The sequence below is a fragment of the Tenacibaculum sp. Bg11-29 genome (assembly GCF_002836595.1).
In the GTDB taxonomy this organism is placed as follows: domain Bacteria; phylum Bacteroidota; class Bacteroidia; order Flavobacteriales; family Flavobacteriaceae; genus Polaribacter.
On sequence record NZ_PJBB01000003.1, the window covers coordinates 515446 to 534496 of the forward strand.

At 31.0% G+C, this 19051-nt stretch carries 23 protein-coding genes and 2 tRNA genes; 14 read left to right on the forward strand and 11 right to left on the reverse strand.

Features of this window, described 5'->3' with window-relative positions; translation table 11 throughout:
• Positions 1–7 precede the first annotated feature (7 nt).
• The gene (locus CXF68_RS02425; protein ID WP_101042764.1) at positions 8–2734 is read right to left on the reverse strand and encodes a 2-oxoglutarate dehydrogenase E1 component; all 2727 of its coding nucleotides are present in this window, start codon (positions 2732–2734) and stop codon (positions 8–10) included.
• A 270-nt stretch (positions 2735–3004) separates the two neighbouring features.
• Between CXF68_RS02425 and CXF68_RS02430 the strand changes: the two genes are divergently transcribed.
• The 7 genes from CXF68_RS02430 to bioA all read left to right on the forward strand — a co-directional run bounded on the left by CXF68_RS02430 (position 3005) and on the right by bioA (position 7111).
• Positions 3005–3078: transfer RNA gene (locus tag CXF68_RS02430), tRNA-Asn, on the forward strand.
• A 68-nt stretch (positions 3079–3146) separates the two neighbouring features.
• A tRNA-Asn gene (locus CXF68_RS02435) sits at positions 3147–3220 on the forward strand.
• A 45-nt stretch (positions 3221–3265) separates the two neighbouring features.
• Complete coding sequence (locus tag CXF68_RS02440; RefSeq protein WP_101042765.1) at positions 3266–4390, forward strand: pyridoxal phosphate-dependent aminotransferase family protein; 1125 nt, start codon at positions 3266–3268, stop codon at positions 4388–4390.
• A gap of 8 nt (positions 4391–4398) precedes the next feature.
• Complete coding sequence (locus tag CXF68_RS02445; protein ID WP_101042766.1) at positions 4399–4779, forward strand: DUF2007 domain-containing protein; 381 nt, start codon at positions 4399–4401, stop codon at positions 4777–4779.
• Entirely contained in the window at positions 4776–5384 is a 609-nt protein-coding gene (bioD, locus tag CXF68_RS02450; protein WP_101042767.1) for a dethiobiotin synthase, read from the forward strand. The genes CXF68_RS02445 and bioD overlap by 4 nt, the downstream gene beginning before the upstream one ends.
• A 137-nt stretch (positions 5385–5521) precedes the next feature.
• The gene (locus CXF68_RS02455) at positions 5522–5800 is read left to right on the forward strand and encodes a GIY-YIG nuclease family protein (protein ID WP_101042768.1); all 279 of its coding nucleotides are present in this window, start codon (positions 5522–5524) and stop codon (positions 5798–5800) included.
• 45 nt (positions 5801–5845) lie between these two features.
• Positions 5846–7111, forward strand: coding sequence for an adenosylmethionine--8-amino-7-oxononanoate transaminase (gene bioA, locus CXF68_RS02460; RefSeq protein ID WP_101047304.1), 1266 nt, complete (start codon positions 5846–5848; stop codon positions 7109–7111).
• Here bioA and CXF68_RS02465 read toward each other — a convergent pair.
• The gene (locus tag CXF68_RS02465) at positions 7097–7546 is read right to left on the reverse strand and encodes a cytochrome c oxidase assembly factor Coa1 family protein (RefSeq protein ID WP_101042769.1); all 450 of its coding nucleotides are present in this window, start codon (positions 7544–7546) and stop codon (positions 7097–7099) included. The two genes, bioA and CXF68_RS02465, sit on opposite strands and share 15 nt — an antisense overlap.
• A gap of 85 nt (positions 7547–7631) precedes the next feature.
• Here CXF68_RS02465 and CXF68_RS02470 point away from each other — a divergent pair, with 85 nt between their 5' ends.
• Both CXF68_RS02470 and bioB read left to right on the forward strand, forming a co-directional pair.
• Complete coding sequence (locus CXF68_RS02470) at positions 7632–8774, forward strand: beta-ketoacyl synthase N-terminal-like domain-containing protein (protein ID WP_101042770.1); 1143 nt, start codon at positions 7632–7634, stop codon at positions 8772–8774.
• A 226-nt stretch (positions 8775–9000) separates the two neighbouring features.
• Complete coding sequence (gene bioB / locus CXF68_RS02475) at positions 9001–10101, forward strand: biotin synthase BioB (RefSeq protein WP_101042771.1); 1101 nt, start codon at positions 9001–9003, stop codon at positions 10099–10101.
• 54 nt (positions 10102–10155) lie between these two features.
• Here the strand turns inward: bioB and CXF68_RS02480 are convergent, their stop codons facing one another.
• Genes CXF68_RS02480 through panB form a run of 6 tightly spaced genes read right to left on the reverse strand, consistent with a single transcriptional unit; the run spans position 10156 to position 13572 of the window.
• Positions 10156–10521, reverse strand: a complete 366-nt coding sequence (locus CXF68_RS02480; RefSeq protein WP_101042772.1) for a hypothetical protein — start codon at positions 10519–10521, stop codon at positions 10156–10158.
• Positions 10522–10538: 17 nt separating this feature from the next.
• The gene (locus CXF68_RS02485; protein ID WP_101042773.1) at positions 10539–10820 is read right to left on the reverse strand and encodes a TM2 domain-containing protein; all 282 of its coding nucleotides are present in this window, start codon (positions 10818–10820) and stop codon (positions 10539–10541) included.
• A 33-nt stretch (positions 10821–10853) separates the two neighbouring features.
• Complete coding sequence (locus tag CXF68_RS02490) at positions 10854–11246, reverse strand: VOC family protein (protein WP_101042774.1); 393 nt, start codon at positions 11244–11246, stop codon at positions 10854–10856.
• Entirely contained in the window at positions 11246–11704 is a 459-nt protein-coding gene (locus CXF68_RS02495) for a DUF1801 domain-containing protein (RefSeq protein WP_101042775.1), read from the reverse strand. The genes CXF68_RS02490 and CXF68_RS02495 overlap by 1 nt, the downstream gene beginning before the upstream one ends.
• Before the next feature lie 25 nt (positions 11705–11729).
• Positions 11730–12707, reverse strand: a complete 978-nt coding sequence (locus CXF68_RS02500; protein WP_101042776.1) for a 2-hydroxyacid dehydrogenase — start codon at positions 12705–12707, stop codon at positions 11730–11732.
• Between the two features lie 46 nt (positions 12708–12753).
• Entirely contained in the window at positions 12754–13572 is an 819-nt protein-coding gene (gene panB / locus CXF68_RS02505; RefSeq protein WP_028890008.1) for a 3-methyl-2-oxobutanoate hydroxymethyltransferase, read from the reverse strand.
• A 167-nt stretch (positions 13573–13739) separates the two neighbouring features.
• Between panB and CXF68_RS02510 the strand changes: the two genes are divergently transcribed.
• From CXF68_RS02510 to CXF68_RS02530, 5 genes are all read left to right on the forward strand, one after another.
• Positions 13740–14213: a nuclear transport factor 2 family protein gene (locus CXF68_RS02510; protein ID WP_101042777.1), complete on the forward strand. Its 474-nt coding sequence runs from the start codon at positions 13740–13742 to the stop codon at positions 14211–14213.
• Between the two features lie 3 nt (positions 14214–14216).
• Positions 14217–15140 carry a PD40 domain-containing protein gene (locus CXF68_RS02515; protein WP_101042778.1) on the forward strand — a complete coding sequence of 308 codons (924 nt, stop codon included), beginning with the start codon at positions 14217–14219 and terminating at the stop codon, positions 15138–15140.
• Positions 15141–15155: 15 nt separating this feature from the next.
• Positions 15156–15728 (forward strand): sigma-70 family RNA polymerase sigma factor, encoded by a 573-nt coding sequence (locus CXF68_RS02520; protein WP_101042779.1) that lies wholly within the window; start codon positions 15156–15158, stop codon positions 15726–15728.
• Positions 15729–15734: 6 nt separating this feature from the next.
• Entirely contained in the window at positions 15735–15995 is a 261-nt protein-coding gene (locus tag CXF68_RS02525; protein WP_101042780.1) for a hypothetical protein, read from the forward strand.
• Between the two features lie 90 nt (positions 15996–16085).
• Positions 16086–16727, forward strand: a complete 642-nt coding sequence (locus CXF68_RS02530; protein ID WP_101042781.1) for an O-methyltransferase — start codon at positions 16086–16088, stop codon at positions 16725–16727.
• 3 nt (positions 16728–16730) lie between these two features.
• Here CXF68_RS02530 and CXF68_RS02535 read toward each other — a convergent pair whose 3' ends face one another.
• The 3 genes from CXF68_RS02535 to atpD form a co-directional block, all read right to left on the reverse strand.
• The gene (locus CXF68_RS02535; RefSeq protein ID WP_028890002.1) at positions 16731–17009 is read right to left on the reverse strand and encodes a twin-arginine translocase TatA/TatE family subunit; all 279 of its coding nucleotides are present in this window, start codon (positions 17007–17009) and stop codon (positions 16731–16733) included.
• Positions 17010–17102: 93 nt separating this feature from the next.
• On the reverse strand, positions 17103–17396 hold the full coding sequence (locus CXF68_RS02540; RefSeq protein ID WP_101042782.1) for a F0F1 ATP synthase subunit epsilon: 294 nt from the start codon (positions 17394–17396) through the stop codon (positions 17103–17105).
• A 39-nt stretch (positions 17397–17435) separates the two neighbouring features.
• Positions 17436–18947 carry a F0F1 ATP synthase subunit beta gene (gene atpD, locus CXF68_RS02545; RefSeq protein WP_101042783.1) on the reverse strand — a complete coding sequence of 504 codons (1512 nt, stop codon included), beginning with the start codon at positions 18945–18947 and terminating at the stop codon, positions 17436–17438.
• Positions 18948–19051: the final 104 nt, after the last annotated feature.

Genomic DNA, 19051 nt, shown 5'->3' on the forward strand with positions numbered 1-19051 from the left:
CTTTTTATTAATCGAAAACCTTATCTAATACTTTTTGGTGACGACGTTTATATCTAGCACTTGAACCTGCTGCTGGTGCCGAATGATAATCTCTCGATGCACATTCTAACTTCGCTAATTCAAAGCGTTCTAACATATAACTCCAAGACCCCATATTCTTAGGCTCTTCTTGTGCCCAAACATAACGTTCTACATTCGGATACTTATCCATTATTTCTTTTATCTGATCATTATGTAGCGGGAATAATTGTTCTATTCTAACTAAAGCTACATCTTCTCTTTCTAACTGCTCACGTTCTGCTAATAAATCATAATAAAATTTACCTGTACAGAATACCATTTTCTTTACTTTAGAAGTATCAATAGTATCATCAATTACTTCTTGGAAGCTTCCATTAGCTAACTCTTCAATAGTATTTACTGCTTTTGGTAAACGCAATAAACTCTTTGGAGTAAAAATAACTAAAGGTTTTCTAAAATCACGTTTCATCTGACGACGTAAAATGTGATATATATTTGATGGAGTAGAACAGTTTGCTATTGTCCAGTTATCAATTGCTGATGATTGTAAAAAACGCTCTATTCTCCCTGATGAATGTTCTGGTCCTTGACCTTCATATCCATGAGGTAATAACATTACTAACCCGTTCTGTAATTTCCATTTAGATTCTGCTGAAGAAATATATTGATCAAATACAATTTGTGCACCATTAGCAAAATCACCAAACTGTGCTTCCCAAATTGTTAATGTGTTTGGAGCTGCCATAGCATATCCATAATCAAAGCCTAAAACACCGTATTCAGACAAATGAGAATTAAAAATTGTCATTTCTCCTTTATTCTTAGCATTTGTGTTTAATAAATTAACACGCTCTAAAGTTTCTTCATCTCGCATAATAGCATGACGGTGAGAAAACGTTCCTCTTTCTACATCTTCTCCAGAAATACGAATATTAAATCCTTCTTCTAGTAATGTTCCGTATGCTAAATTTTCTGCTGTTCCCCAATCTAAAGCATTTTCTTCAAAGACCATTTTTTCACGGCCTTTTAAAATACGTTCTGCTTTACGAACGAACTTATGTCCTTCTGGAGTATTAGAAATTACTTTTGCTATATTTTTTAATGCTTCAACCGAATATGTAGTATCTATTGGCTGCAACATATCTTGTAATTGCTTACGTACAAACCCATTCCAAACTTCTGGCATGAATTCTTGAATCTTAGAAGTTGTTTTCTTTTTAGATTCTAAAAACTCAGCTTCTAAATGAGCTTTAAACTCATCTGTAATTTCTTTTACAAAATCAGCAGAAATACTTCCTTCTTTTATTAATTTTTCAGTATAAATTTCTTTTGCATTTTTGTGCTTAGAAATTGCTTTATATAATTTTGGTTGTGTAAAACGAGGTTCATCACCTTCGTTATGCCCATATTTACGATATCCTAATAAATCAATATAAATGTCTTTTTTGAATTTCATTCGATATTCAACGGCCATTTCCATTGCATAGCAAACTGCCTCTGCATCATCTGCATTAACATGTAAAACTGGAGACAATGTTACTTTAGCTACATCTGTACAATAAGTACTTGAACGTGCATCAAAATAGTTCGTTGTAAAACCTACTTGATTATTCACTACTACATGAATAGTTCCACCAGTTTTATAACCACTTAAGGTCATCATCTGAGCAATTTCATATACAATACCTTGCCCTGCAATTGCAGCATCACCATGTACTAATATTGGTAAAATTTTACCATTATCACCATTATAATCTAAATCTACTTTGGCACGAACAATTCCTTCAGCAACTGCATCAACAGTTTCTAAATGAGATGGGTTTGGAACCAAGTTCATCTTCATTTTTTGTCCGCCCTTGTATGCTTTACTTAATGTTAATCCTAAGTGATACTTTACATCTCCATCAATATCTTGATCTTCAAAATCTTTTCCTTCAAACTCACTAAATAAGTCGCGAACAGGTTTTTTAAAGATATTTACCAAGGTATTTAAACGACCACGGTGTGCCATTCCTAAAACACATTCTTCAACTCCATATTTCTCAGCGGCATCGCGAAGTGCAACACTTATTCCTGGAATTAATGTTTCTCCTCCTTCAATAGAAAAACGTTTTTGACCAACGTATTTCGTTTGTAAAAAACTTTCGAAGGTAGCTGCTTGATTTAATTTTGTAAGAATATATTTTTTTGCTTCAACATCGAAATTCAATTGTTTAGCTTTTATATTCAAACGGCTTTGCCACCATTTTAACTCCTCAGGATTTCGTACATACATGTACTCAATACCAATACTATCACAATAAATTAACTCAAGGTGTATTATTATTTCAGATAATGAGCTAGCACCCATCCCTAAAATTTCACCCGCATTAAATACTGTAGATAAATCTTTATTAGATAAACCGAAGTTATCTATATCTAGCGTTGGTTTATATTTTCTACGCTCACGCACAGGATTCGTCTTTGTAAAAAGATGTCCTCTTGTTCGATACCCGTTTATTAAATCTATTACTAAAAATTCTTTGCGTACTTCTTCAGGAATTTCAACAGAAACTTCTTCATCTGTCAACGAATAATTTTCATTTGCTAAATCGTATCCTTGAAAAAAACTTCTCCAACTTGGTTCTATTGCATCTGGATTTTTTTGATATTGTTCGTACAAATCACTTATAAATCCGGTATGTGCTGCGTTTAAGAACGAAAATTTGTCCATATATTTTACTATGCTTTTCTATCAATAAGAATAATGGTGACAAAAATACAACTTTTACTAAAAATAAAACTTTTTTTCACGCTTAATTTGCTTCTTTAAATTACTAGAACAAGACCAACGTAACGCTTTTACAAACATTCACTCAATAACCATAAACACCTAAAAATCAATCAATAAAAAAAAATATTCATTTTTTTATCAAAAAAAATTTGTAGATACAAAAAAAGCCCTTAAATTTGCACTCGCTTTTAAAGCAAGTCCGCTTTAAATTCCTCCTTAGCTCAGTTGGTTAGAGCATCTGACTGTTAATCAGAGGGTCTTAGGTTCGAGTCCTAAAGGAGGAGCAAAATAGACAAAGGCAACGTAGAAGCCGATAATTTCTACAACATACATATTTGTTCTATATGAACATTCCTCCTTAGCTCAGTTGGTTAGAGCATCTGACTGTTAATCAGAGGGTCTTAGGTTCGAGTCCTAAAGGAGGAGCAAAAAAAGACTTACATATTCGTAAGTCTTTTTTATTTTTACACAATGCAACTTTCAAGAAAACTCAAAAAAAAACTACAACATCGTAAAGAAAACCAATCTTTAAGAGCACTTGGACAAAAAACCGCTTTAATAGATTTTTCTTCCAACGATTATCTAGGCTTCGCTAAATCTGAAATAATTTTTAATAGAAGCCACCAATATCTAACAGAAAACAATTTTAAACAAAACGGAGCAACAGGTTCAAGACTTTTATCTGGAAACCATAACCTATACAATAATATAGAAAAAGAATTATGTCAGTTTCATAATTCTGAAGCTGCTTTAATATTCAATTCTGGCTACGATGCTAATATTGGCTTTTTCTCTTCAGTACCCCAACGAGGTGATGTTATTTTATATGATGAATTTATTCATGCTTCTATTCGTGATGGCATTCAACTATCAAATGCTAAATCTTTTAAATTTCAGCACAATAACACAGAAGACCTAGAGAATAAAATTCTAAAACAAATTAAAAATAGCAATTCTGATATATATATAGTTACAGAATCTGTTTTTTCTATGGATGGTGATTCTCCTGATTTAATAGCAATATCATTAATCGCAAAAAAACACAAAGCTTTCTTAATCGTAGATGAAGCACATGCCATTGGTGTTTTTAATAAAGGATTGGTTCAGGAATTTAATTTAGAAAAAGCTGTTTTTGCTCAAATTATCACATTTGGAAAAGCACTTGGCTGCCATGGAGCTACCATTTTAGGAACTGACGAACTAAAGCAGTATCTAATTAATTTCTCTAGAAGTTTTATTTACACTACAGGTCTTTCACCTCATTCTTTAGCTACTATTAAATTTGCGTATTTGGAGCTTTCAGAAAGCAAATCTGAAAAGCTACTTAAAAAGAATATCTCATTTTTTAAACAAGAAATTAATAGACTACAACTTAATTTTATAAAAAGTAATTCAGCTATTCATTGCTGTGTAATTCCTGGTAACGAAAAAGTAAAAAAAATTGCGAATCAATTGAAGAAAAAAGGATTCGATGTAAAACCTATTTTATCTCCTACAGTAAGGAAAGAAGAAGAAAGATTACGTTTTTGTTTACATTCTTATAATTCTTTTAAAGAAATTACGAGTGTTTTAGAGAACCTTGCTACATTTGTTTAAAAAACATAATGCGCCATAATTATACTATTCTAACAGTTTTCGAATATTCTACTGAAGCTCACGTAATAAAATCTAGGTTAGAATCAGATGCTATTAGAACTTTATTAATGGATGAAAAGACTATTGACTCTGATCCTTTGATAAGTCAAGCAATAGGCGGTGTAAAATTGCTAGTACATAATGATGATTTAGAAAAAGCATTAGAGATATACAATGAAGTAAGAGCATATGAAAAAGATGATAGTGGAGAATCTATACATTGTAAAAAATGTAATTCTACAAGAATATTAGTTGCTCCACCTCAACGCAAAAGTATTTTCTACATGTTATTTCCTTTTTTTGAAAGCAGAAAATTAGTTTGTAACGATTGTAAAACAATCTTTAAATGAAAAAATATTTTATCACAGGAATTTCTACAGAAGTAGGAAAAACTATAGCATCGGCAATTATAACCGAATCTTTAGAGGCTGATTACTGGAAACCAATACAAGCCGGAGAACTAGAAAATTCTGATTCTCATAAAATAAAACAATTAATTTCTAATTCAAATACTGTAATTCACCCGAATTCATATGCATTAAAAACACCTATGAGTCCTCATGCAGCTGCAGAAATTGATAAAGTAATTATTGACTTATCTAAAATCACCGAGCCAAAAACCAAAAATAATTTAGTAATTGAAGGTGCTGGTGGGTTATTAGTCCCTTTAAATAATTCTGAAACAATTTTAGATATTATCAAACCAGATTACAAAGTAATTGTAGTCTCTCGACATTATTTAGGTAGTATAAACCACACTTTATTAACCGTAAATTTATTAAAAGAAAAAGGCTTCGACGTTGCTATCATTTTCTCTGGAGAAGAACACAAAACCACTGAAGAAATTATCACAAAAATGACAAATGTTTCTGTTATAGGTAGAATTGACGAAGAACCTTATTTTGATAAAAATGTAATTAGAGAATATGCTGAACTTTTTAAAGAGAAATTATAACGTTATTTTGAGTTTGTTTTCGAAATCTCATAATGTGATACTGAAATAAATTCAGCATGACGGAAACATGAATTTCAACTATCTTTATAGATAAATTATAACGTCACCCTGAACTTGTTTCAGGGTCGCATAATCTTATGAAGCATAGCTATACTTATATCTTGACGAATAAATACAGAACTACATTTTATATTGGAGTGACAGCTAACCTATCAAAAAGATTAATTGAACATAAGGAAGGTAAAGCATCTAAATTTACAAAAAAATATAATGTTACTGATTTAATTTATTTTGAAGAATTCACAGATATAAATCAAGCTATTTCTCGGGAAAAACAATTAAAAAATTGGCACAAAGAATGGAAAATTAATTTAATCAAAAAATTAAATCCAACTTTAAAGACTTTAGATTATTAACTATTTTTAATGCGATGCTGAAATAAATTCAGCATGACAGAATTTATGACATTACAAGAAAGAGATAAAAAACACCTTTGGCATCCTTTAAAACAACATCAAACACACCCAGATAGCTTAGGTATTGTAAAAGCAAAAGGATGCATTTTAACAGATGAAAGTGGCAATGAATATATCGATGCTATTTCGTCATGGTACACTTGTATGTTTGGGCATTGCAACGATTTTATTACCAGCCGTGTTTACAAACAAATGCAAACATTAGATCAAATAATGTTTAGTGATTTTACACATGAACCTGCCGTAAAATTATCTGAAGAATTAATTAAAATTCTTCCTAAAAATCAAAACAGAATTTTCTTTAATGATAATGGTTCAACAGCGGTAGAAGCAGCCATTAAAATGGCATTACAATATTATTTTAATAAAGGCGAAAAACGAAAAACGTTTATTGCTTTTGAAGATGGTTTTCATGGAGATACTTTTGGGGCTATGTCTGTTTCTGGATTATCAGCATATAATGGCCCGTTTGAAGATTTCCTAATGGATATTAAGCGTATTCCTATCCCCAATGGAACAAATAATGAAGCTATCTTAAACCAACTAAAAGAAATAGTTACTGAAAACAAAATTGCAGGGTTTATTTACGAACCTCTAGTGCAAGGGGCTGCTGGAATGAAGATTCATGAGGCTACAGATTTAAATGAGGTTTTAAAATTCTGTAAAGAGAACGCTATTTTAACAATTGCTGATGAAGTAATGACCGGTTTTGGTAAGACAGGAAACAATTTTGCTTCTGATGAAATTACTACAAAACCTGATATTATTTGCCTAAGTAAGGCTTTAACTGGTGGATTAGTACCAATGGCTATCACTTCTTGTACTGAAGAAATTTACAGTACTTTTTTAAGTACTGATATTGCTAAAGGTTTTTTTCATTGTCATACTTACTCAGCAAACCCTATAGCTTGTAGTGCTGCTTTAGCTAGTATAGAGTTATTGCAAACTAAAGAAATTCAGAACAGTATACAGTTTATTACGACTTCTCATAAAACATTTGAGGAGCGTATTAAAAACCATCCTAAAGTAGCTAGTACACGTTCTAAAGGAGTAATTTTAGCCATAGATTTAAAAACTAATGCTGGTCGTTATGGTACTTTACGTGACCAATTACTAAAACACTTTATGAATGACGGAGTATTTTTACGTCCGTTAGGAAATACTATTTACATTCAACCTCCGTATGTAATCACAAAAGAGCAGTTAAAAAAAGTTTATGCAACTATTGAAAAGGTTTTAGATATTTTCTAAAACCTTTTCATTAACTAATAAGTTTATTTCTTCTTGGGTTTCTTTAATACGAACATATAAATCTTCATAAGCCCATTCTCCATCTACTCTAATTCCGCTAACAATTAAAGTCCCTTTACCTTTCGGACCTTTTATTGAAATTGAGAAATCAACATTTCCATCATCATTATCTAATGATATATTACCTGAAGGAATACCATAACTTTCTATTGGTTCACCTAAAAATTGAATTACTTTTTCATTTTTAGAAGCTTGTTCTATAGCATATCCTACAGGTACAGAGTTCGTCATCATTTCTGAAACTCCAAAAATTGTGGCTCCAATGCCAAAAACAAATAATAAAATAAGTCCGAGACAACCACATCCGCAGCCTCCCACAGGTACAACCCAACCCCAATTTCTACTAAACCAACTTTTTTGTTCTTGCTCACTCATTACTTTTCAATTTTCTTACAATATAAATATTTATTTATTTCGTAATACTTGATTTTACCTTTATTTTTGTAAAAACTTTAAAGTGTTGAAAGAACCTATTTCTATTACATCTTTTGCTTCAGTTTCTGCTTTAGGAAGTAGTTCTGAACAAATTTGGAAAAATTACTTAAGTACTGAACATTTCTTAACTTTAAAAGAAAATGTTTGGACAGGGCAATTGACAAGTGATGACAAACTTAGTATTGAAAAAATAAAAAATTCAGACCCTAAATATAAAAACTTAGATGATTCTGTTTTATATACAATACTAGTTGCTAGAAAAGCAATTGACAGTACTGATTGGAAATCAGAAGATAATTTTGGAATTAATATTGGTTCTTCTCGTGGTGCTACTTCTTTATTTGAAAAGTATCATAAAGAGTTTTTAGAAACTGGTAAATCATCAACATTAAGTTCTCCAACAACAACTTTGGGGAACATTTCTTCGTGGATTGCACATGATTTACAATCAAACGGCCCTGAAATTTCTCATTCTATTACTTGCTCTACTGGTTTACACTCATTGTTAAACGGTGTTGCTTGGTTACAATCTGGTATGTCAGAAAAGTTTATGATTGGTGCTAGTGAAGCTTCTTTAACCGATTTTACGATTGCTCAAATGCAGGCTTTAAAAGTGTACTCAAAAGAAACTGACGAGTATCCTTGTAAAGCTTTCGATTTAGAAAAGAAGAAAAACACCATGGTTTTAGGAGAGGCTGCTGCTGTTTTTTGTTTAGAAAAAGGGATCCAAAAAAATGCCGTTGCATTTATTAATGGTGTTGGATATGCTACTGAAGTACTAAAACACAATACATCGGTTACTGCAAATGCAGAGTGTTTTCAGAAATCTATGAAAATGGCTTTAAATGGTATTTCTATAGATGATATTGATGCTATTGTTATGCACGCTCCAGGAACTATAAAAGGAGATTCATCGGAAATTAACGCTATTCATAAAGTATTTAATGATAAAATTCCTTTTTTAACAACTAATAAATGGAAGGTAGGACATACTTTTGGTACTTCTGGACTACTTAGTTTAGAATTGGCTGTATTAATGTTACAACATCAAAAAGCAATAGAAGTTCCGTTTGCAGAGAAACAAATACATCCTAAAAGAATAACTAAAGTATTAGTAAATGCCGTTGGTTTTGGAGGAAATGCTGTTTCTGTTTTAGTAACGAAATAACATATAGTAAGAAAAAATTAAATCAGGTTTTTTATTTTAAGCAAAATATATATTTAGAATTAATAGTTAATTTGCAAAAGTGTTTAGCCCTGATTGAGCGGTTTGTTTGAGCTCTTTTTTATTTTTCTTAAAAAAAGCGAGTAGTAAAAGCAGGAAATAGCTTCTAAAAACAAATAGAAAGCCAATTAGTTTTTTTATTTTTGACACCACAAACAACTTTGAATTTATGAGTGAAGTAAGACATAACTGGACGAAAGAAGAAGTTCTTGAGATATATAATAAACCTTTAATGGAGCTTTTATATGAGGCTGCAACTATTCATCGAAAAAGCCATGATCCTAATGTAGTACAGGTCTCTACTTTATTATCTATAAAAACTGGTGGATGTTCTGAAGATTGCGGGTATTGCCCACAGGCTGCTCGTTATCATACTGATGTTGAAGGAAACGATTTGATGTCTGTACGTCAAGTAAAAGCGCAAGCTTTAAGAGCTAAATCTAGTGGAAGTTCTCGTGTATGTATGGGTGCTGCTTGGAGAAATGTTAAAGATGGGCCAGAGTTTGACCAAGTTTTAGATATGGTGAGAACTATTAATAAGCTTGATATGGAGGTTTGCTGTACTTTAGGTATGGTTACTGAAAATCAAGCGCAACGTTTAGCTGAAGCTGGTTTGTATGCTTACAATCACAACTTAGATTCATCTGAAGAGTATTATAAAAAAGTAATTTCTACACGTGGTTATCAAGATCGATTAGATACTATTGATAATGTGAGAAAAACAAACGTAACTGTTTGTTCTGGTGGTATTATTGGAATGGGAGAAAATTCAGAGGATAGAGCTGGTATGTTAGTTGCTTTATCAACTTTAAACCCTCAACCAGAATCTACACCAATTAACGCTTTAGTTGCTGTTGAAGGAACTCCTTTAGAAGATGAAAAGCCTGTTGAAATTTGGGATATGGTTCGTATGGTAGCTACTACACGTATTGTTTTACCTGAAACGCAAGTTCGTTTATCGGCTGGTAGAACTCAAATGAGTAGAGAAGGACAAGCGATGTGTTTCTTTGCTGGTGCTAACTCTATTTTTGCTGGAGATAAATTATTAACAACTCCAAATCCTGATGTTAATGAAGACATGAAAATGTTTAAATTATTAGGTTTAAATCCACAAAAACCATTTACGAAAAAGGTACAACCCCAAACTGTAGAAGCGGAAGATTCTGCTTTTGAAAACTTAGGTGAGAAACCTAAATGGACTAGACCTGAACACAAAATTGATCGTAATGAAGAAAAAAAGCAAGAAGCTTTAGTTTTACGAAAACAATAAAAAATATACGTTTTTTAAAAAACCGTTTAAGAATTAATTCTTAAACGGTTTTTTTTATTTTCTAAATAAACGTTGGAAGAAGTTTTTTGTTTTTGTTGTTGTCTCTTTCATTTCTTCTTGAGCGTCTTCAGCAAAATCGACAATATGCTCACTCGCTTCACCTACTAATTCTGAAGTTTTCTCTGCTATATCTTCTAAAACTTCTTTAGCTTCACCTGCAAATTCATTCGCATTTTCCTTTACATTCTGAATAGACTCGTCTGATACGATTTCACTAACTGTAGTTTTGACATCTTCAACAGCATCAACAATATGCTCACTAGCTCTACCAGCTAATTCTGAAACCTTTTCTGTTATGTTATCCATAACTTCTTTAGCTTTATCTAAACTTTCATTTAAATCTTTCTTACCTTCTTCCATTATAACATGCTTTTAGACTAGAACCAACCTTTTTGGTTCACTTGATAGGTCTCTATAAATTCTTCATCTGATTTTGTTAAGTAAATAATACCTTCAACTAAACCAATAATACTCGTAACCATACCTCCAAAACCACAAGTTAAAACTGTCACTAATAACATAATAACCCCTTCTTTAGTATACCCTAGTATAAATTTATGAATACCTAGCGCCCCTAAAACAATAGCTAAAACACCTGCTAATACTTTTTTACTTTCTTGATTTGGAACTGCTGTTCCATTTTCATCAATTACATCCATTCTTTTGTTTTTAATAATTAGTTTGTGCTAAATTTATAAAAAAGCTTCGTCTTTTGGCTCCCACAATTCAATTTTATTTCCATCTAAATCAATAATCCATCCAAATTTCCCATAATCATACTCTTCTAACTTGTCTAACACAGTAATTCCCTTCTCTTTAAGTTCTTCTAATAGCTCTGCTAAATTTTCTACACGATAATTAAACATAAAGTCTTTTTTAGAAGGTTCAAAATGTTTCGTGTCTTTTGCAAAAGGACTCCATTGTGTTGATGCTTTTTTATCTTCATTGTCTTTCCACCAAAAGGTACACCCCCAATCATCAGTATTAAAACCTAAATTGTTTTTATACCAATCTTTTGTTTCTGACGGGTCGTTAGTTTTAAAGAAAACACCTCCAATACCTAGTACTTTACCTTTTTTTTTCATTACTTTCTTTTAATACTAGCTTCGTAAATATCGATCCATTGTTTTACTGTCATTTTTTTACATAATTCAGCTATTAAATCTAACGGAATTTCTTCAATTTTCTTAAATCGAATGCAACTTTTTCCCATATCTAATTTACGTTTAGAATATTTTGGATATTGAGCTACAAACCAATCAAAAAGTTCTTTTTTAGCGTAAATTCCGCTATGATACAAATTGATTGAATTTTTCTGTGAAGCAATATTCATAAATGGTAGAGGTAAGCTTGCATCACAGTGATATCCCATAGGGTATATTGAGTGTGGTACATAATACCCAATCATTTTATAATTCATTCCTTCTTCAAACTCTTTAGGAAGATTATTTTTTATTGTTTTACGTAGTTTTTGCATAATTGCTTGTCGTACTTTTGGAACTTTAGCAATATAATCATCAGGTGTGTTAGCCTCGTATTGCATTTCAAACGATTTAGAGACTTACAAGTTAACAAAAATTTTCTTTAATTTTATTCACAATTGTTTGTGCTAGTTTTTCTTTACTCTCAATTGTCCAACCGGCAACATGAGGTGATAATAATACATTTTCAGATTCTATTAAATATTTAAAAGCTCCTGACATCTCGTCTCTCGACTCCGCTTGAGATGAAAAATTAGATATTGTATTCTTCTGAAATAAGTTTTCAAAAGATTTTTTTTCGTATTCCAATACATCTAAACCAGCTCCTAATATTTTACCAGATGTTAAAGCATTTACTAAGTCAGAGGTAATAACGGATTTTCCTCGTGCTGTATTAATAAACCAAAAAGGATTAGAAAAAGCATTAATAAAATCAGCATTTACCATTTTTATAGTTAATGCTGTTTGTGGTGTATGCAAGCTCAAAACAGTCGCTTTTTTCTGTAACTCTTCTAATGAAACTTGTTTACAATTTTCATCACCAACATTTGGCTTAATATCATAACATAGAACTTCTACATCAAAACCACGAAGCTTTTTGGCAAAAGACTTCCCCATATTACCGTAGCCAATTAACCCCACAGTTTTGCCTTCTAATTCAATTCCTCGATTTTCTTCACGTAACCATTTACCGTTTCTAACCTCTTCATCTGCTTTATTTAGTTTGTTAAAAAGAGATAAAATCATACCTAATGTATGCTCTCCAACTGCATTTCTATTTCCTTCTGGAGCCGAGATTAAATATATTCCTTTTTCTTTAGCATATTCACAATCAATATTTTCTAAACCAGCGCCAACTCTACCAATAAATTTAAGATTGGTTGCTTTGTCTAAAAATTGTTTATTTACAGAAAATCTACTACGAATAATTATTCCATCGTATTGATGAATTTTAGCTTCTATTTCTATTTTCGAAGAGTTATAATCTTCTTCATTTGTAAAACCTAAATCATTTAGTTGTTTTAAAAGTAACGAATGGTTTGAATCTAGATGAAGTATTTTCATTATTTTTTTTAATAAAAAAAGCCTTCTTTTCAGAAGACTTGTGTAATTAATATTGTTCTTTTTCGTTAGGAAAGTCTTTCGATTTTACATCAGCTATATAATTTTCAAAAGCTCCAGTCATTTCAGAATATAAATCTAAATACCTACGTAAAAAACGAGGGTTAAATTCATGCGTCATTCCTATCATATCGTGTGTAACCAACACTTGTCCGTCTACTCCTGCACCTGCTCCAATTCCAATAACGGGTATTGTTAAACTTTCTGCTACTCTCTTTGCTAATGCTGCTGGTACTTTTTCGAGTACCAAAGCAAAACATCCAAGTTCTTGTAAAAGCAATGCATCTTCTAATAACTTTTCAGCTTCTTCTTCCTCTTTTGCTCTAACAGTATATGTTCCGAATTTGTAAATAGATTGTGGTGTTAACCCTAAATGTCCCATTACAGGAATACCTGCTGTTAGTATTCTAGATACAGACTCTCCTATTTCACTACCTCCTTCTAACTTTACCGCATGTCCACCAGATTCTTTCATTATTCTAATTGCAGAATCTAATGCATTTTTAGAATTTCCTTGATAGGTACCGAAAGGTAAATCTACCACTACTAAACAACGTTCAATAGCTCTTATTACAGAACTTGCATGGTATATCATTTGATCAAGTGTAATAGGTAACGTAGTTTCGTGACCTGCCATTACATTTGATGCTGAATCTCCTACTAAAATTACATCAATACCTGCTCCATCTACAATCTTTGCCATCGTATAATCATAAGCAGTAAGCATAGAAATTTTCTCTCCATTTGCTTTCATTTCTACTAATGACTTCGTTGTTATTCTTTTATATTGTTTTTTTGCTACTGACATTATTTAATGTTTTCTATTTTGTAAAAATACATAATTAATCGATTGAATTTTACCTTAACTTAAACTTCCAGTCTTATTATCTCCATTCGTAAAAGCCGTTAATCTTCTGTTAATTATATACTGATCGCTTTATTTTTTAATAGCTTCACAGTTTAAAACCAAATTCTATGCCTAAAATAATTACGTTACTAATCCTTTTTATCCTTACAACAGTTGTAAATGCACAGACAAATAATGAACAAATTGCTGTAAAAAAAACTATTGAAACTTTTTTTGACGGACTTCATAAAGGTGATAGTACAATTGTTAGTTCAACTTTACATACTACGATTAAAATACAGACAACTTTTACTAATAAGGGCGGAAAAAAAAAATTGATTACTGATTCTAAAAAAAAAATATTAATAGGAATTGCTAATAAAAAACCTGAAAACACTTATTTAGAAAAATTAGTCTCGTGGGACATTAAGATTAACGGTAATTTAGCTTCTGTTTGGACACCTTATGAATTCTATCTTAATGGCAAGTTAAGTCATTGCGGTGCAAACTCATTTCAGTTATTTAATAATAACGGAAAGTGGGAAATAATTTATTTGATAGATATGAGACGTAAAGAAAATTGCAATATTCAAAAAAACTAAAACATGAAAAAATATTTTCTTTTTATCTTTTTATTAACTCAATTAATTTTTGCTCAAGAACCTAAAATGTTTCTACCTGACTTATTTAATGGGCTACCTAATGTTAGAGACTTTTCTTTAAACAAAAATAATGATGAATTTTATTTTACAGTAGAAAGTTATGTAAAAGAATATTCTTTTATTGCGTTTTCAAAAAAAATAAAAGGCAAATGGACGGCACCAAAAGCTGCATCTTTTTCTGGGGAATACAAAGATTTAGAACCATTTTTATCTCCTGATGGTTTAAAATTATTTTTTGCTTCTAACAGGCTAAATAATAATTCTTCTGAAATAAAAAAAGACATGGATATATGGTATGTAACAAGAAAATCATTAATTGATGATTGGTCAGAACCAAAGAACATTGGCTCGGTAATTAATACATCTGCTGATGAATTTTACCCTTCAGTAACAAGTAAAGGTGATTTATATTTTACAGCTTCTTATGAGAATACGAAAGGCAAAGAAGATATATATGTTAGTCGACTTGTTAACAATTCATACACAAAACCAACTTCTTTAAGTAAGAGTATAAATTCAGAAAAATATGAATTTAATGCCTTTGTTGCTCCTGATGAAAGCTTTATAGTATTTACCTCTTACGGAAGAAAAGATGATTTAGGTCGTGGGGATTTATATATTAGTAAAAAGAGTAAAGAGGATAAATGGTTACCTGCTGAACATTTAGCAAAAAGTATTAATACTAAAAAATTAGATTATTGTCCGTTTGTTGACATTTCAAGTAATAATCTTTACTTCACTAGTAGTAAAAGTGCTATTCCAAAAAGTTTAAAAAAAAGAAAAAAACTAAAAGAAATTATTAATTACATTAATACTAATCCTAATGGATTAAGTAGAATATATAAAGTCTCATTAAATAAAAAATAACTTATATTTGGGGTAATGAACCAGACTGACAAATCCAACACATTATCTCCAAATAAATGGGTAGATGATTACGCTGATTATTTATTTAATTATGCGGTATCACGTGTAAATGATTCTAATATAGCTAAGGACTTAGTTCAAGAAACATTTTTTGCAGGGCTTAAATCTGCAAAAAACTTTCAGGGAAAATCAACCGAAAGAACTTGGTTAGTATCAATTTTAAAAAGAAAAGTAATTGATCATTATCGAAAAATAAATTCTAAAAAAGGACAAGCCGAAGTTAGAATGAATTTTTATGACAACGGTGAAGATAAAGGTAATTGGATTGAAGAGCGAGTTCCGCAATCTTGGGACAATACAGCTGAAAAAAGCATTGAGAACAATGAATTAAAATCTCAACTAGATGAATGTATTGATCATTTACCTGAAAAATATGCTATGGTTTTTAGAATGAAGACTATTCAAGAGTTTGAAACTGAAGAAATTTGTAAGGAATTAAATATCACTCCGTCAAACCTATGGGTTATCATTCATAGGGCTAGAACTCAGCTAAGAAATTGTATGGAAAAAAACTGGTTTAATAAGTAAGAAATAATGTTTAAGAAATTTAAAATAACTTGTGATGAAGCAACTACTATTTGTGATAAAGCACAATATAATGAGGCCTCATTTTATGAGAAAATACAACTTAACTTGCATTTATTAACTTGCAAAATTTGTGCTTTGTATACAAAACAAAACCGCAAAATGTCAACTATTTTTAAAATGAAAGCTTCTAATTGTAAAAGTGAAACAAAGTGCTTATCTCAAAATGATAAAGATATTCTAAAAGAGCAATTAAATCAACTTAATTAATAAGTTCTATTTTTTGTTAGATTAAATTGAAGCGGAATTTATTTTATAATAGATTCCGTTTTTATATATCTTTGAATTAAATTTAAAACTATGCATTTTCTTCCTGAAAAAATTGACACCTATGTTGTTAATCATTCTCAACAAGAGCCTAAAATATTACAAGAATTAACCAAAGAAACTTGGCAAAAAGTTTTAAACCCTAGAATGTTAAGCGGTGCTTTTCAAGGTAGAGTCTTATCAATGATTTCAAAATTAATTCAACCTAAATCAATTTTAGAGATTGGTACTTATACTGGCTATTCTGCTTTATCTTTAGCTGAAGGATTATCTAAAGATGGTATACTATATACTATTGATAAAAATGAAGAGTTAGAAGAGCTACAGTCTAAGTATTTTAAGAAATCTGATTACATGAATCAAATTAAACAATATATTGGAAATGCTATAGAAATCATTCCGAAGATTAATCAAAAATTTGATTTAGTTTTTATTGATGCAGACAAATCTAATTACTTAAATTATTTTGACTTGATTATTGGAAAAATGAATACTGGTGGAGTTATTTTATCAGACAATGTGCTTTGGAGTGGAAAAGTGGTAGAGGAATTAAATCCAAAGGATATTGACACTAAAATTCTTTTAGAGTATAATAGAAAGCTAAATGAAGATAATCGCTTAGAAACAGTTTTATTACCAATAAGAGACGGCTTAACAATTAGTAGAGTGAAGTAATAACTATTTTCTTTTTATAGGCCCTGTAAAATCGTCAATATTATCTTTAACTTTTGTAACTTCTTTTTTTATATCCCTTACAAAATCAGCATCAATGCCTTGATTTTTAGCACTATCGTTAATTTCTTTTTTAATATCGTTAGTGGCATCTTTAATTTGACGCATACCTTTTCCTAGCCCTCTAGCTATTTCAGGAATTTTATCCGCACCAAATAACATAACAACTATTAGTAAGATTATAAAAATCTCAGGACCACCTATAAATAAAAATATTCCATTCATCAATGCAAATATAATTAAAATCAATAGTTAAACTCTTTATAAAACAAAAAAAGCCAAACTTAAAGTTTGGCTTTTATATAAATTCTAAAATAATTAATCTGCTAAGATTATTACTTTATTACCTTTCATTTCTAAAGTTCCAGATTTTATAGGTAAAGTTAAGACTTTATCATCTTCTGGTAAACTTCCAATACTACCGTGTAAATCATCAAAAACTAAATGATTTTGTGTATGTACATGTATTTTTACAGCTCCCTTAGTTAAAATAGACACGATTGACACGTGATTATTTAACATTTGAAACTCTCCGTTAATACCTGGTACAGTTACAGAATCTACTTCCGATGAAAATAAAATAGCTTCTGGAGTTACAATTTCTAAAAACATAATTTAAACAGAATTAATTATTGTTAATTATTATTTTAACTATGCTTCAGTTAACATTTTTTCTCCAGCATCAATTGCTTCTTGAATTGATCCTTTTAAGTTAAATGCAGCTTCAGGATATTTATCTAATTCCCCATCCATAATCATGTTAAACCCTTTAATAGTATCTTTAATGTCTACTAAACATCCTGGAATACCTGTAAATTGCTCAGCAACGTGGAAAGGTTGAGATAAGAAACGTTGTACACGACGTGCTCTGTGTACTACTAATTTATCTTCTTCAGATAATTCTTCCATACCTAAAATGGCAATAATATCTTGTAACTCTTTATATCTTTGTAAAATTTCTTTTACTCTTGTTGCTGTATTATAATGTTCATCTCCTAATACTTCAGCAGATAAAATTCTTGAAGTAGAATCTAATGGATCTACAGCAGGATAAATACCTAATTCGGCAATTTTACGAGATAATACCGTAGTTGCATCTAAATGCGCAAATGTAGTAGCTGGTGCTGGATCTGTTAAATCATCTGCAGGCACATAAACTGCTTGTACAGAGGTAATAGATCCTTTTTTAGTAGAAGTAATACGTTCTTGCATTGCTCCCATTTCTGTAGCTAATGTTGGCTGATATCCTACTGCCGATGGCATACGACCTAATAACGCCGATACTTCAGAACCTGCTTGTGTAAAACGGAAGATATTATCTACGAAAAACAGCACATCTTTTCCTTGCGCTTCTCCTGCCCCATCACGGAAATACTCAGCAATTGTTAAACCAGATAATGCAACACGTGCACGTGCTCCAGGTGGCTCATTCATTTGTCCGAATACGAAAGTAGCTTTTGATCCTCTCATACCTGGCTTATCTACTTTAGATAAATCCCATCCTCCTTCTTCCATAGAGTGCATAAAGTCATCACCATACTTGATAATTCCTGACTCTAACATCTCTCTTAATAAATCGTTTCCTTCACGAGTTCTTTCACCTACACCTGCAAAGACAGATAAACCACCATGTCCTTTTGCAATGTTGTTAATTAACTCTTGAATTAATACAGTTTTACCAACTCCGGCTCCACCAAACAATCCAATTTTACCTCCTTTTGCATAAGGTTCAATTAAATCAATTACTTTAATCCCAGTAAATAAAACTTCAGTCGAAACTGATAAATCTTCAAATTTTGGTGCTTGACGGTGAATTGACAAACCTGAATCTCCAGTTTTTGGTAAATTTCCTAATCCATCAATAGCATCACCTGTAACGTTGAATAAACGACCATAAATATCATTCCCTATTGGCATTTGAATTGGATTACCAGTAGCGATAACTTCTGTACCTCTACTTAAACCATCAGTTGCATCCATAGAAATAGTACGAACCGTATCTTCACCTATATGTTGTTGAACTTCTAAAACTAGAATAGAACCATCAGCTTTTTTAATTTCTAATGAATCGTAAATTCTTGGTAATTCAGCATTTTCTATATTGAACTCAACATCGATAACTGGACCAATAATTTGAGAAACTTTACCTGTTATTGTAGACATTACTATATGTAATTAAAGTTATTTAATTTGCTATGTGAGCGTTAGCTCCTTTTGAAAGGCGCAAAGGTAATTTTTTTAACGGAATTTAAAAAGTCTTTCATACT